The organism is Domibacillus antri (assembly GCF_001936625.1).
Taxonomy (GTDB): Bacteria; Bacillota; Bacilli; order Bacillales; family Domibacillaceae; genus Domibacillus; species Domibacillus antri.
In genome coordinates this window covers 46,563-61,242 of record NZ_MSDU01000011.1, presented here as the reverse complement: position 1 = coordinate 61,242, position 14,680 = coordinate 46,563, and the positions used below count along the sequence as shown (strand labels likewise).

The 14,680-nt window shown below is 43.0% G+C and carries 13 protein-coding genes and 3 riboswitches; of the genes, 10 read left to right on the top strand and 3 right to left on the bottom strand.

Translation table 11 applies throughout. From position 1 onward, the window contains the following. Positions 1 to 218: 218 nt before the first annotated feature. Positions 219 to 1,157 (bottom strand): transporter substrate-binding protein, encoded by a 939-nt coding sequence (locus tag BTO30_RS06995; RefSeq protein ID WP_075398007.1) that lies wholly within the window; start codon positions 1,155 to 1,157, stop codon positions 219 to 221. 808 nt (positions 1,158 to 1,965) lie between these two features. Continuing rightward, positions 1,966 to 2,068, top strand: a riboswitch (glycine riboswitch). A 3-nt stretch (positions 2,069 to 2,071) separates the two neighbouring features. Beyond that, a riboswitch (glycine riboswitch) is annotated at positions 2,072 to 2,152 on the top strand. 153 nt (positions 2,153 to 2,305) lie between these two features. Between BTO30_RS06995 and gcvT the strand changes: the two genes are divergently transcribed. The 3 genes from gcvT to gcvPB are packed head-to-tail and all read left to right on the top strand — an operon-like array spanning position 2,306 to position 6,280. Next, the gene (gcvT, locus tag BTO30_RS06990; protein ID WP_075398006.1) at positions 2,306 to 3,418 is read left to right on the top strand and encodes a glycine cleavage system aminomethyltransferase GcvT; all 1,113 of its coding nucleotides are present in this window, start codon (positions 2,306 to 2,308) and stop codon (positions 3,416 to 3,418) included. A 41-nt stretch (positions 3,419 to 3,459) separates the two neighbouring features. Beyond that, a complete protein-coding gene (gcvPA, locus tag BTO30_RS06985; protein ID WP_075398005.1) occupies positions 3,460 to 4,812 on the top strand; it encodes an aminomethyl-transferring glycine dehydrogenase subunit GcvPA in 1,353 nt (450 codons plus the stop codon). Beyond that, positions 4,805 to 6,280: an aminomethyl-transferring glycine dehydrogenase subunit GcvPB gene (gcvPB, locus tag BTO30_RS06980; RefSeq protein ID WP_075398004.1), complete on the top strand. Its 1,476-nt coding sequence runs from the start codon at positions 4,805 to 4,807 to the stop codon at positions 6,278 to 6,280. Before gcvPA ends, gcvPB begins: the two co-directional genes overlap by 8 nt. A 187-nt stretch (positions 6,281 to 6,467) precedes the next feature. Here the strand turns inward: gcvPB and BTO30_RS06975 are convergent, their stop codons facing one another. Continuing rightward, positions 6,468 to 7,259, bottom strand: coding sequence for a DUF2935 domain-containing protein (locus BTO30_RS06975; RefSeq protein WP_075398003.1), 792 nt, complete (start codon positions 7,257 to 7,259; stop codon positions 6,468 to 6,470). 191 nt (positions 7,260 to 7,450) lie between these two features. After that, complete coding sequence (locus BTO30_RS06970; RefSeq protein WP_342743385.1) at positions 7,451 to 7,897, bottom strand: OsmC family protein; 447 nt, start codon at positions 7,895 to 7,897, stop codon at positions 7,451 to 7,453. 303 nt (positions 7,898 to 8,200) lie between these two features. Between BTO30_RS06970 and BTO30_RS06965 the strand changes: the two genes are divergently transcribed. The 7 genes from BTO30_RS06965 (at position 8,201) to glcT (ending at position 14,520) form a co-directional block, all read left to right on the top strand. Further along, positions 8,201 to 8,527 (top strand): hypothetical protein, encoded by a 327-nt coding sequence (locus tag BTO30_RS06965; RefSeq protein WP_075398002.1) that lies wholly within the window; start codon positions 8,201 to 8,203, stop codon positions 8,525 to 8,527. Positions 8,528 to 8,561: 34 nt separating this feature from the next. Next, on the top strand, positions 8,562 to 8,864 hold the full coding sequence (locus tag BTO30_RS06960; protein WP_143331923.1) for a hypothetical protein: 303 nt from the start codon (positions 8,562 to 8,564) through the stop codon (positions 8,862 to 8,864). An 83-nt stretch (positions 8,865 to 8,947) separates the two neighbouring features. Beyond that, positions 8,948 to 9,262 (top strand): hypothetical protein, encoded by a 315-nt coding sequence (locus BTO30_RS06955; protein ID WP_075398000.1) that lies wholly within the window; start codon positions 8,948 to 8,950, stop codon positions 9,260 to 9,262. Between the two features lie 147 nt (positions 9,263 to 9,409). Next, a complete protein-coding gene (gene nadE, locus BTO30_RS06950) occupies positions 9,410 to 10,237 on the top strand; it encodes an ammonia-dependent NAD(+) synthetase (protein ID WP_075398011.1) in 828 nt (275 codons plus the stop codon). Between the two features lie 171 nt (positions 10,238 to 10,408). Continuing rightward, positions 10,409 to 11,962: a glutamine-hydrolyzing GMP synthase gene (gene guaA, locus BTO30_RS06945; protein ID WP_075397999.1), complete on the top strand. Its 1,554-nt coding sequence runs from the start codon at positions 10,409 to 10,411 to the stop codon at positions 11,960 to 11,962. Positions 11,963 to 12,050: 88 nt separating this feature from the next. Beyond that, positions 12,051 to 12,152, top strand: a riboswitch (purine riboswitch). Positions 12,153 to 12,251: 99 nt separating this feature from the next. Then, a complete protein-coding gene (locus tag BTO30_RS06940) occupies positions 12,252 to 13,589 on the top strand; it encodes an NCS2 family permease (protein ID WP_075397998.1) in 1,338 nt (445 codons plus the stop codon). A gap of 88 nt (positions 13,590 to 13,677) precedes the next feature. Further along, positions 13,678 to 14,520, top strand: coding sequence for a glucose PTS transporter transcription antiterminator GlcT (gene glcT, locus BTO30_RS06935; protein ID WP_075397997.1), 843 nt, complete (start codon positions 13,678 to 13,680; stop codon positions 14,518 to 14,520). Positions 14,521 to 14,680: the final 160 nt, after the last annotated feature.

Below are 14,680 nucleotides of genomic sequence, written 5' to 3'. Positions count from 1 at the left end.
CACCAGAATTGCGTAAGAACCTAAAATAGTCCAACTATTGTTAAGAACTACTACCCCTTCAGCTGCTTCCTCACCTATCACTTCAACAAGGGATTTCCAAATTAATTCCCCGTCTATAGAATCAAAAATTGTATTGTTCAATAGAGGTTTAGCGGGAATCGGCTGCTCCGAACTCCATACGATGTTAAATTGTCCATCTAAATTTGCTTGTCCAATTCTTATTTCCCTTGTAAGATATAGTGTAAAATCTTCTTTCTGTCGGTTGATTGAAGATGAACGAAAGCGTCCAAAATCATCTGAATGCCGGAATAAGTATAGACCATTGTTGAAGAAATAACCGTATCCGCGCCGTACCACTTCTTCATCTCTTGAACAAATTCCAGATTCTCAGGAATATCTAATGATTGAAAATAACTAGAGCAGCTATAGTGACCTGCTGCAAATTTTGCCCCCATCGATTGTATTTCGAGCTCCGTTGTAATAGGACTAAAAATCGGTGTTTTTTTCGGATTCATTCCCAGTTCATAGTAGGATTGATAAAAATGCTGTACACTTTCTCCAACGAGTGTTGATAATATAACAGAGGGGGAAGCCAACTGGATGTCTTGTAAATTAGGAATAAGCTGGGTATGACCCAATGGAACATATTGTTCACCGATGACTTCACTGTTCAATTTGTAGAGAATTTCCCGAATTTGTTGATTCGTATACCGGGGATAAATATAGTCATTGCCAATTAAATAAACCCTCCTTCCGTATTGCTGTACGATAAACTTGAGAAGAGAAACGATCTGCTGATTCGGGACCTCCCCGATATAAAAAACATTCGGATGAATTTCCTGACCTTCATACAAGGCTGGATACACTAAAAGGGCATCATATTCTTCAAGTACCGGTAAAACAGCTTTACGGCATACTGAAGTGTAGCATCCTACAAAAATTTTCACTCCTGAGCGGGCCAGATCGCGTGCGTGCCTGTAGCATTCTACTGGATTCGAGCAAATATCCTTAAGTGTATAGGTGAACGTAAAGCCTGAATCACGATGATTCTTTTGATATTGCTCCAGAGCATATAGCGCAGCTCGATATTGTCCGGTTTCTGTCAAGGAAGTCGTCCCGGTTAAAGAAAATAAAAAACCAATATGAATAGAATCCATTTTCATCCCCCTTTGTATAAATGTTAAACAGTGTACCAAAATGCAACATCCTACCTCTACATTCTGCATATTCCTACATATTTCTACAAATTCCTACGTACCCCTTTATTTTAACTGATAATTCATAATTTTTTAAATGTTTATTTTAATTGAAGTGTCTTATATTAAGAAAACCTTCTCAATACCAACTTAGAATTACACACTATTCTCAGGATTTTTCTTTGGCATGTTTCTTGCGAAAATAAGATTAGATAGATGAATCATATATAGTTTTTGTCTTTTCACATTCTGGTTAATTTAAAGAAGGGACTTGAGGAGAAACAACGATTAATGGCACCCCTGAAAGAATCATCATGTTATTTCAAAGGGCGAATTATACGGCTGCGGCGCTTGGTGTAAAACCTATTGGAATCGTTGGATCTTGGGATGAACAACCGATTTATGAATATTTAAGATCTGATTTAGATTGATGATTTTTTGTTTTTAGATTGACGTATTACACTTTTTTCACTGCAACTAATGCATACAATCGTTTGGCAAAATCTATCCTTTACCTATCCGGGTGTATTGATCGGGTGAGCATAAAGTACAGTTCGCTCCGGTACTCGCTTTAAAATCCTATTCCTTCTGATCTGTCAAATCAAAGTGCCGGTGAATATTATTTTGAATATAAATTTTTTTTAGCCACTTTGGCCGAATAAATGAATGATGTTAGATTCCTATAATATTTATTTTTTTCTGAAAATTGTTGAAATATGGATATCAATTCGTTATTATAAAACACATCAAATTAATTTTATAAAAGCGAATGACAATTGCGGGAGAGCGCAAAGCAGCATGCCGCCGAAGGAGCAAGTTTCAAAAATACCCTTGAAACAAATCTCTCAGGCATAGAGGACCGCAATAGGACGCAACTCTGGAGAGAGCATATACATGCCACCAAAGGGGAAGATTCGATGATCGGCCGGATTAAACTCTCAGGTAAAAGGACAGAGAAGGGATCATATACCCTTCTCTGTCCTTTTTTGTTTGCGAACGGAAGCGCTTTTGTTGTTTCAACAGGCATTGACGATGGCAGCGGGGCATATAATTATGGAATTTTAACGTTGTTTTCATATTATCGGGTCCATTAATGGAGGTGCATATCAATGAAGGAAGAAGCGGCATTAAAACGAACACCGTTATATAGCGAGTATCAAAAATACGGAGCGAAAGTAATTGATTTCGGCGGATGGGCAATGCCTGTCCAGTTTACAGGTATTCTTCATGAACATGAAGCTGTTCGGACGAAAGCGGGTCTTTTTGATGTTTCACACATGGGTGAAATCCTTGTTGAAGGAACAGAAGCGGAAGATTATATTAATGGCCTGTTGACAAATGATGTTTCAAAACTGTCTGTGAACAAGGCACAATACACCGCCATGTGTTACGAAGACGGGGGCACAGTGGATGATTTGCTTGTTTATAAGCTGGGTAATGAAAGGTTTTTACTCGTCATTAATGCGGCGAATATTGAAAAAGATTATGAATGGATGAAAGAGCACGTACAAGGGGAGGTAATGGTGAAAAATGTCTCCAGCGGCATCGCCCAGCTGGCCGTTCAAGGACCGAAAGCGGAAGCCATTTTGCAAAAGCTGACTGAAACCGATTTGTCGCAAATAGGCTTTTTCCAGTTCGAGCAGGATGTTCATTTAGCGGGCATTCCGAATATACTGGTCTCTCGTACAGGTTATACAGGGGAGGATGGATTTGAACTTTATCTTGCTTCCGATCAGGCTGCGGCACTATGGGAAGAAGTGATAAAAGCGGGAGAGCCGGATGGTTTAGTGCTTTGCGGCCTCGGTGCCCGGGATACTCTTCGGCTTGAATCACGGCTGCCTTTGTACGGCCAGGAACTTACATCCGATATCAGCCCATTGGAAGCGGGGATCGGCTTTGCGGTCAAAACGAATAAAGATACGCCTTTTATTGGTCAGGAAGTATTGAAAAAACAAAAAGAAGAAGGTGTTAAAAGAAAGATCGCCGGCATCGAAATCATTGGAAAAGGCATTCCGCGTACAGGCTATCACATCTTTTCGGAAGCGGGCGAAAAAATTGGAATGATCACATCCGGCACTCATTCGCCGTCTTTAAAAAAACCATTAGGGCTCGGCTTAATTGCAGCGGAACAGGCTGGGATCGGCACAAAACTGAAAGTGGAAATTCGTCACAAAATGATGGCTGCGGTCGTTGTCAAAACGCCTTTTTATCCAAAAGAATAATGAAACAGATACGCAATTTTTGAATGAAGGAGCGGATAAAAATGACGTCTACATACAGATACCTGCCTGATACAACAGAAGATCAGAAAGAAATGCTTGATTTTTTAAATCTTTCATCCGTTGAAGAGCTGTTTGAGGACCTTCCGCCGGAAATTCGGCTTAATAAGGAATTAAATATTCCGGAGGCGCTGCCGGAATCCCTTCTTATTAAACACATGCAGAAGCTTTCCAGTCAAAACAAAAATGCCAGTCAGCTTCCTGTTTTTCTTGGTGCGGGTACGTATGATCACTACATTCCAAGTGTCGTGAATCATATGATTTCACGCGCTGAATTTTATACGGCGTATACACCATATCAGCCGGAAATCAGCCAAGGGGAATTACAGGCGATATTTGAATTTCAAACGATGGTCTGTGAATTGACCGGAATGGACGTTGCGAACTCGTCCATGTATGACGGCTTCACCGCTTTGGCAGAAGCTGCTTCGCTCTCTGTTTCCGCAACAAAACGCTCAAAAGTGATCGTGTCAAAAGCGGTGCATCCTGAATCGCGCGCGATCTTGCGGACGGCTGCCAACGGTCCGGGGTATGGGGTGGAAGAAATCGGTCTTAATGAAAGTATCACGGATGTGCAGCAGCTTCAACGGCAAATTGATCAGGACACAGCCGCTGTCATTGTGCAGTACCCGAATTTCTTCGGGTCTATTGAGGATTTGGCGGAATTAAACCGAATCACAAAGGAACAAGGAGCCCTGTTTATTGTCAGCAGCAATCCGCTCTCACTGGCCGTCTTGCAGCCGCCGGGGAAACTTGGAGCGGACATTGTTGTGGGGGATATGCAGCCGCTGGGCATTCCGATGTCATTTGGCGGACCGCACTGCGGCTACTTTGCTGTCACAAAAAAATTTATGCGCAAAGTGCCCGGCCGTATTGTCGGCCAGACAGTCGATGATGCGGGAAAACGAGGATTTGTTTTAACATTGCAGGCACGTGAACAGCATATACGCCGCGAAAAAGCGGCATCCAATATTTGTTCGAATCAGGCGTTAAATGCACTGGCTTCTGCTGTCTGTATGACCGCGCTTGGGAAAAACGGCATTTGTGAAATGGCCCAATTAAATATTGAAAAAGCCGATTACATGGCAAAATCTCTTGAGAAAAAGGGTTTTATCGTCACCAATGGGGCGCCTTTTTTCAACGAGTTTGTTGTAGAACTTCCCCGGCCGGTGCATGAAATGAACAAAGCGTTACTCGAGCAGGGAATGATCGGGGGATTCGATCTTGGAATGGATTACGGAATGAATCAACATATGCTTATTGCGGTAACAGAGCAGCGGACAAAAGAAGAGATCGATCAATTTATCGCGGTGATGGAGGAGATTATCAATGATTGATTATAATGATCTTATTTTTGAAATCAGCCGGCCAGGGCGTACCGGATCAAGCCTTCCAAAAAGGGATGTCGATCCAGTCGATTTACAAGATAAAGTGCCTTCTCATTTAATACGTGAAGAGGCAACTGAGCTTCCAGAAGTATCAGAGCTTCAGCTTGTCCGTCATTATACCGCTTTATCCAATAAAAACCATGGCATTGACAACGGCTTTTATCCACTTGGTTCCTGCACGATGAAGTACAACCCAAAAGTAAACGAAGATGTGGCGCGGTTTGAAGGCTTTAGCCGCATTCATCCTTATCAGCCGGCAGAAACGGTTCAGGGTGCACTCGCACTTTTATATGAGTTGCAAGAGGATTTAGCTGAGATTACCGGAATGGACGCAGTGACGCTTCAGCCTTCCGCTGGTGCACAAGGTGAATGGACCGGATTAATGATGGTGAAAGCGTATCATGAACATAAAGGGGAAAAAAGAACAAAAGTGCTTGTTCCAGACTCTGCGCATGGCACCAATCCGGCGAGCGCGGCGGTTGCCGGATTCAGAACGGTAACCATTTCATCCAATTCAGACGGACTTGTGGATGTGGAAGAATTGAAAAAACATATGGATAATGATACGGCGGCCTTAATGCTGACCAATCCGAACACTCTCGGTCTGTTTGAAAAAGACATTGTTGAAATTGCCGGAGTGGTTCATGAATCGGGTGGCTTGCTGTATTATGACGGAGCTAATGCCAATGCCATTTTGGGAAAAACCACACCTGGAAAAATGGGCTTTGATATTGTTCATTTAAATTTACACAAAACCTTTACAACTCCTCATGGCGGCGGGGGACCAGGTGCCGGACCCGTCGGAGTGAACAAGAAATTGATTCCGTTTTTGCCGGTGCCGCGCATTGAGAAAAAAGAAGATCAATTTGTCTTGAATATAGATGAGCCTTTGTCCATTGGACGTGTAAAAGGATACTACGGAAATTTCGGCATTCTTGTCCGTGCCTACACGTACATTCGGACGATGGGACCGGCCGGATTACGCAAGGTCTCGGAAAGCGCGGTCCTGCACGCGAATTATCTTCGTAAAAAGCTGGAGCCTTATTTCGAATCGTCTTATTCGCAAGTGTGCAAACATGAGTTTGTTTTGTCCGGATCCAGACAGAAAAAATTAGGTGTACGGACACTCGATATCGCCAAACGTCTCCTGGATTTCGGTTACCATCCTCCAACCATTTATTTCCCTTTAAATGTGGAGGAATGTTTAATGATTGAACCGACCGAAACCGAATCGAAAGAAACAATCGATGCTTTTGCGGAGGTTATGATTCAAATTGCAAAAGAAGTGGAAGAAAACCCGGATATGGTATTGGAAGCGCCTCACACGACGATCATTGGCCGGCTGGATGAAGTACAGGCAGCCAGACAGCCGATATTGCGCTATGTAAAAGAAGAAACTGAAAGATCAGCGTTATAAAAAGAAATGAACGAATGGAGCTGCACGGACATCACGCCCGTGTAGCGGAAGCCCGGCCAAAGCTCATGGAGACAACCCCTTTTTCATTTCGATAGCCGGATTTTCTGATTTTGGGCCGGTTACCCTGCTCTTTTGGCCGGATTGTCCATGAATCCGGCCTTTCACCCGTTAAAGACACAGGGGGGAGTTATTTTGCTTTTTTCAAGCTGGCTTCAAACATATCAATGATATGCAAGAATCGTTCGGCTTCTCTGAAAACATGATCGGCCAGCAGGGGATGAATGTTGCTTTTAATTTTGCATTCTTCTATTAAATCTTTTGCCGTTTTCTTGAAATTCCGCAAAGAAACCACGGAAACCCGATTCTCATCAAGGAACTGGTTTAAGATGGGCCTTGTTTCAGAATGCGGCCTCATGGAATCCAAATCAATGGTCTGGTAAAGCAATTGGTCAAAATCATAACTGAACTCACGTGCCTGTTCCACTAATTTTCTTTCGGAAGGATCAAGAAGATGACCGATAAATTTGGCATGATCCGCCATAATTTTAAGGAAAAAGACATTTTCCTTAATAATGGCCTCCGGTAAAGGTTTTAATTTCCCCTCATTCAGTTCTTTTAATCGGTTGGCAAAATAAGCTGCTTCGCGGCTTATATGATCCACTAATAAGGCAAAGTTATTGGTTCTTATTTTACATCGTAAAATTAACCCCAGTACTTTCCGTTTATATGCCCAAATAGATGTGGCCGCTTGATATACCTGGCTGTTAAACTGTTTCAGGAGTTGGGGATCAGTGTGAACGGTATACGTGCTCAGCTGCTGTTCAATTTTTTCAAAAACGCCAATAAACTGTTGTGCTTCCTCAATAAGACTTTTGTCTTCATGAGTAAACCCCAGGCTTAAAAATAAAGCATGCTCTTTCATGATTCTTGACCAGAACCGAATCTCGTCTAAAGACTGCTTCACAAACAGATCCGCCATCATTCGCTCCCCCTTGAAAGGATAAATAAGCTTCACTTTAAACATATTCAGCCATTGCCTTAAACATGTGCAGGCTTACAATGGGAGTGAGGATCACTTATCTTTATAAAGTGAAAGCGAAACATCCTGACTTTTAATCATACTTAAAAGTCAGGACGATGTTTAATGAATGGGATTGCTTTTGTAAATAGTTACCCTTTAACCCATTCCGTTTCTAATTCGATGCCGGCCGCTTTCATCATGGTCATAACGGGGCAGCGGGCATCTGTTTTTTCTTTCAGTTCTGCGATCCGTTCCGGCGGCTCACTTGTTACGACACTTGCTTTAAACCAGACTTTTTCAAAAAAGACTTGTGCCCCTGCTTCGCCCCGCATTCCCCGCGGATCAAGCCGGCCTTTTACATCAATGTTCATGGACTGCAGGTCGAAATTCATTTCCTGTGCCACCATATTGGCGATGATATTTTCACATCCTGCCAAAGAAGCCAAAAGGTAAGAAAGAGGATCCGGTCCTCCATCCTTTCCGCCCAAAACAGGCGGTTCATCGATAATAATTTCATGCTGCTTTGCTTTTACAGTTGTTTTCATGTCTTCCGTTATGCCTGTAACGTGAAACGTCATTTTATCCTTCAAATTCATCTATATAGCCTCCTGTTCATGCTTGCTGCATCTATAGCTTGCCGCAGTGATGAAAAATTAAACGCTCTATGATTCGGCGGGGAAACGGTAAGAGGGTTTTTAAATCCTGCTGAACAAGGGGAAGGCAGAGAACAGCCCACAAGTGTACCACAGAGGTATTATGCGATGATGGAATATATCAAATGTAAAGGAATGGTTTTTCGTTCTTTTAAACTGAAAATTTTGTTCGGGACAGTAGGATTTTTATAAAGTTCGTGTCCTGCATTTATGAATATCTTATTTGTAAAGGAAGGAGGAAAAAAGATGAGAAGCGGGTGGAGAAACTTTGATGCAGAAGGAAACGAGAAACAAGTCAGCCGCGCTCAAGCGAATTCTCGCTCAAATGCAGATGTTGACTTTGAGAGTGATGTCGATTTCAGAAGCGACGTCGATACCGACAATGAGAATGACGTGACTAACGTAGACCGCAATACGAATATTGCAAGGCTCGTTAATAGCGGGAACACTAGACTTACTATAAATGTCGATTCTGATTCAACAGCACGGGTTCGTTCCCGTGCAGATGCAGATCAGGAATTAAGCTTGAGAAACATTCCATCAAAGAAGCAGGATGTGAACTTTGCAGGTTAGCATGAAAAAAGAGAGGAGGGTATATATATCCGAAATGAGAAGAAAATCAATTAGAAGAAACAATAACCAATCGGTTAGCAGAGGCCGGTCTAATTCCCGTTCAAATGCGGATGTTGATTTTGAGAACGACCTGGATGTAAGAAGTGATGTTGATGTGGATAACGACAATGATGTAAGAAACGTAGACCGTAACACAAATATCGCGCGGATTGTGAATAGCGGGAATTCCAGAGTCGATGTAGATGTTGATTCAGACTCCAATACTCGTGTCCGTTCAGATGCAGACGCTGACCAAGAACAAGATCAGGAACAAGAAAGCAACAACAGACGCAGATAGTTTTCAGAAAGAGCAGCTGCGCAAGGAAAAAATGGGATATCCTGATATCCCATTTTTTAATTTAATTGAAAGGAGGGGATACAATGGCTTCTAAACAGTCGTCGTTCTCAAATTTCGACAGACTTTCTTCGCGGGATAAACTGGCAAATAAATTATCTATTGGAGAGAGTGGAAACTCTGATGTCGATGTGAACGTTGTGGTGAAAGTGGATACAATGCCTATTGCTTTTGCCATGCTGTGTTCTTTATGGTCATCTAAGCAATTATCTGATGAAGATTTTGAACGGGCAGTCGAAAGGCTGGAGAAATTAACCGGGCAGCAAACGAACAAAGTTTTCTTCAGCGACAATGAATTATCTAACGTGAAGATTTTTGAAAAGAAACGGTTTAGAAAATAAAGAATAATGTAAAACCGGCGGCATGATGTTATAGAAATAGGCGGGTTCTCAAGAGGAGATACCACGCTTTTTTTGATGGTTGAATTTCGTCTAAAAGTGGTATGATAAAACCAAAAGGTTACTAGATGGAAGGGGCCCTCTTACATGATGCGCGAGATGCAAAAAGTAATTATTGAAGAACTGCAAGTGAAACCTCGGATTGATCCGCAGGAAGAGATTCGCCGGAGCATTGATTTTCTGAAAGACTATTTGCGTCACCATTCCTTTTTAAAAGGATATGTACTGGGTATTTCCGGCGGTCAGGACTCAACGCTTGCAGGAAAGCTGGCACAAATGGCTGTTGAAGAGCTCCGGGAAGAAACAGGCGGGGAGTATGCATTTTATGCGGTGCGCCTTCCATATGGCGTTCAAAAAGATGAAGATGATTGCCAGGATGCGCTTAATTTCATTCAGCCGGATGTACGCTATGCGGTGAACATTAAAGAAGCGGTTCAGGCGAGTGAAGCGGCGCTTAAGGCGATCGGCATCGACTTAACGGATTTTGCCAAAGGAAATGAAAAAGCGCGTGAACGAATGAAAGTGCAGTACAGCATTGCGGGGATGAAAAATGCCGTCGTTATCGGGACCGATCATGCGGCGGAAGCGGTTACCGGTTTTTACACGAAATACGGTGACGGAGGTGCGGATGTTGTGCCTTTGTTCCGTTTGAATAAACGGCAGGGGCGTGAAATGCTGAAAGCGTTGGATGCACCGGCGCATTTATACAAAAAAGTGCCTACTGCCGATCTGGAAGAAGATCGTCCGCAGCTGCCGGATGAAGTGGCGCTCGGTGTCACATACGAACAGATTGATGATTATCTCGAAGGAAAAGAAGTTCCGGAAGCGGCGGCAGAACGAATTGAAGAGCTGTTTAAAAAATCAGCGCATAAACGCCACCTGCCTATTACTATATTTGATGATTTTTGGAAAAAATAACGCTTTCCGGCCTTGACCGGAAAGCTTTTTTGAGTCTGAATTTTCAATAAACGCAACAACGCCTTGACCGTGCCACTTGAACCATATAAAATGAGGTCAAAATGTGTGAATACGAACAAAAATAGATGAATGTTTCCGATAATACGGAATTGAAGGGAAGAGAGTGGAACCATGACAGGGAAATCAGAATTGCAAAACCAGGAAATGATTCTTGTACTTGATTTTGGCAGTCAGTACAATCAGTTGATTACAAGACGAATTCGTGAATTTGGTGTATACAGCGAGCTTCATCCACACACCATTACAGCAGAAGAAATTAAAGAAATCAATCCAAAAGGGATCATTTTCTCGGGCGGTCCGAACAGCGTTTACGCGGATGATGCGTTTAGCTGTGACGAGCGCATTTTTGACTTGAATGTTCCAATCTTCGGGATTTGCTATGGTATGCAGCTGATGACGAAGCATTTTGGCGGAAAAGTGGAATCAGCTTCTCACCGCGAATATGGAAAAGCGGCGATTAACGTGCAGACGGAATCCGCTCTTTTTGCGGATCTTCCGAAAGAACAGGTTGTTTGGATGAGCCATAGCGATCTTGTGACAGAAGCACCTGCAGGGTTTACAATTGACGCAGTCAGCCCATCATGCCCAATTGCATCCATGAGCAATAAAGAGCAAAACTTATACGCTGTTCAGTTCCATCCGGAAGTCAAACACTCTGTATATGGAAACGACATTTTGAAAAACTTCGTATTTGGCATCTGCGAGTGCACAGGCGACTGGTCTATGGAAAATTATATTGAAGTGGAAGTCGAAAAAATTCGTCAAACAGTCGGCGATAAAAAAGTGCTTTGCGCGATGTCAGGCGGCGTTGATTCATCTGTTGTGGCGGTTCTTATTCATAAAGCGATCGGCGACCAATTAACATGTATTTTCGTTGACCACGGTCTTCTTCGTAAAGGAGAAGCGGATCAGGTTATGGATACGTTTGCGAACGGATTTAACATTAACATCATTAAAGTGGACGCGAAAGACCGTTTCATGGAAAAGCTTGCGGGCGTTTCCGATCCGGAGCAAAAACGCAAAATCATCGGCAACGAGTTTATTTACGTATTTGATGATGAAGCATCAAAGCTTGAAGGCATTGAGTTCCTGGCACAAGGAACGCTTTATACGGATATTATCGAAAGCGGAACAGCAACAGCGCAAACGATCAAATCGCATCATAACGTTGGCGGACTGCCGGAAGACATGCAGTTCAAGCTGATTGAACCGCTTAATACATTATTTAAAGATGAAGTACGCGCGCTCGGTTCAGAGCTCGGTATTCCGGATCATATTGTGTGGCGCCAGCCGTTCCCGGGTCCAGGTCTTGGTATTCGTGTTCTCGGTGAAATTACGGAAGAGAAATTGGAAATTGTTCGTGAATCAGATGCGATTTTGCGTGAAGAAGTGCGCAACCATGGACTTGAGCGTGAAATTTGGCAGTACTTTACGGTTCTTCCTGATATTCGGAGCGTCGGGGTAATGGGAGATGCGCGGACGTATGATTATACAATCGGTATTCGTGCGGTAACGTCCATCGACGGCATGACATCTGACTGGGCCCGTATTCCTTGGGATGTCCTGGAAGTAATCTCAACCCGCATTGTCAATGAAGTGGCACACGTGAACCGCGTTGTGTATGATATTACGAGTAAACCGCCTGCAACGATTGAATGGGAATAAAAAAGACGAACGAATATTCAAATAATAATAATTTTGTTCGTGTTTCTATTGACGAACAATTACTATATGAGTAAAATGAAAGAGAACTACATTATTTTTCACATTGCATCGTATATCGTCGAGAATATGGCTTGACAGTTTCTACCGGGCTGCCGTAAATGGCCCGACTACGAATGGATGGAAAGAGAATGCTCTCTTTCTGTATTCTTTTCTTAGTCGTGCCCGGAGCAGAGATTGTTCCGGGCATTTTTTCGTTCGTATATAAGATCGGAAGGAGAACAACATAATTATGAAGAAATTTTTCCAATTGGAAGAATTGGGGACGACATATCGCCGTGAGTTTATTGGTGGCTTAACGACCTTTTTATCAATGGCGTACATTTTGATCGTTAATCCGATTACATTGTCGCTGCAGTCGGTGCCGGATTTGCCGGACACTATGCGGATGGATTATGGGGCTGTGTTTACGGCAACTGCACTTGCGGCTGCACTTGGTTCCATTATAATGGGGATTTTTGCGAAATACCCGATTGCGTTGGCACCGGGAATGGGATTAAACGCATTTTTCGCTTACACGGTTGTTTTAACGTACGGCATTCCATGGGAAACGGCATTAACGGGTGTTTTATTTTCTGGTTTGATCTTTATTATCCTGACAGCTTCCGGACTTCGGGAAAAAATTATTAACGCGATTCCTGCTGAATTAAAATATGCTGTTGGAGCCGGTATCGGTTTGTTTATCACGTTTGTAGGATTTCAAAATGCGGGAATTATTGTCAACAATGACGCCGTCCTCGTAGAACTGGGTGATTTATCGTCAGGAAACACGCTGTTGGCTGTGTTTGGTATTTTCATTACGGTCATTATGATGGCAAAAGGCATTAATGGCGGAATTTTTTATGGTATGGTCATCACATCAGTTGTTGGAATGATTGTTGGATTGATTAGTCCCCCAACGCATATCGTTGATGCTGTGCCAAGTTTGGCGCCGACTTTCGGTGTGGCGGTGGAGAATATTTTTCAATCTCCGGCGGAAGTATTTACACTTCAAATGCTTGTCGTTGTCTTGACATTTTTATTCGCTGATTTCTTTGACACAGCCGGCACGCTGCTAGCTGTTGCAAATCAGGCGGGATTAATGAAAAATGATAAATTGCCGCGTGCAGGAAAAGCTTTGCTTGCCGATTCATGCGGGACAGTAGTAGGTGCCGTTCTTGGTACATCCACTACGACTTCCTATATCGAATCTTCCGCTGGTGTGGCCGCAGGAGCCCGTTCCGGTCTTGCTGCTGTCGTGACAGGTGGATTTTTCTTATTATCGCTTTTCTTTTTCCCTCTTCTTCAGGTGATCACAGCGCCGGTAACTGCACCGGCATTGATTATTGTTGGAGCTCTAATGGTGTCAGCCTTAGGGAAAATTGAATGGACAAGATTTGAAATAGCAGTGCCTGCGTTCCTAACGGTTATTGCTATGCCGCTTTCTTACAGCATTGCGACTGGTATTGCAATTGGATTCATTTTTTATCCGATTACGATGATCGTTAAAGGACGTGCAAAAGAAATACATCCAATCATGTATGGATTGTTTGTCGTCTTTGTTTTATACTTTATTTTTCTTGAAAAGTGATTCATTACACCTTCTCGCAACGAGAAGGTGTTTTTTGTTCAGGTCATCATGTATACTGTAAAAAACAAATAACAACGGAGATGCTGCCATGGAAAAATTTTTGGTGAAAAAGGTATTAAACAACAATGTCCTCATCGCATCGGGTGAAGACGGTGTTGAGGTCGTGCTCATTGGACGGGGAATCGGCTTCGGGCGCCAGCAGGGGGACAGCATTGTACGAGAATCGGTTGAAAAGCTGTTCGTCTTGACTGACCGCAATGAACAGGAACAATATAAAAAATTGCTGCCGCACCTGGACGATGAAACGCTCAAGGTCATTATTGCAGCTGTCGAATTAATTCGTGAGCGGGTTGGCGAAACGCTGAATGAGCACATTCACGTCGGGCTGACGGATCATCTTTTATTTGCCGTTAATCGGATGATGCGGGGGATGGGCATCCGCAATCCGTTTTTGCTGGAAACGAAAGCGCTCTATCCGTTTGAATATGAAATCGCGGCAGATGTGACAAAGCTGATAAACAGCAAGCTTACGGTAAGCCTGCCTGAAGGGGAGACAGGTTTTATTGCTTTGCACATTCATAGCGCAATCGCGAATAAAGATGTGCGTGATTTAAGCCGTCATTCTGAATTGATTGCCAAGCTTATTCAAATGATCGAAACGCAGCTCGATGTCGAATTGGATAAAGAAAGTATTGATTACATGCGCCTTGTCCGTCATATCCGTTATACGATCGAGCGCGTGGTGCGCGGGGAAAAAGTTGATGAACCGGAAAAAATCGCAAACCTATTGAAAACGGAATATCCGGTATGCTATAATTTGTCGTGGAAGCTGATCAAAGTGATGCAGCAGACATTGAAAAATCCAGTTTATGATGCGGAAGCGGTTTATTTAACGATGCATCTGCAGCGGATTCAGACAAAAATGAAATAATTGATTTGTTCTTTACGTGTTACTGATACGATCAGGCATGAGTGAAGGAGATACAGAGAAAATAGGGGTGCAGCCACTTCTGTTTTCTGTTGTCTTCTTTTCTCATGCCTTTTTTTCGTTCTCGTCTGTCTGTTTCGTCTTTGAAATGCACATAATAATA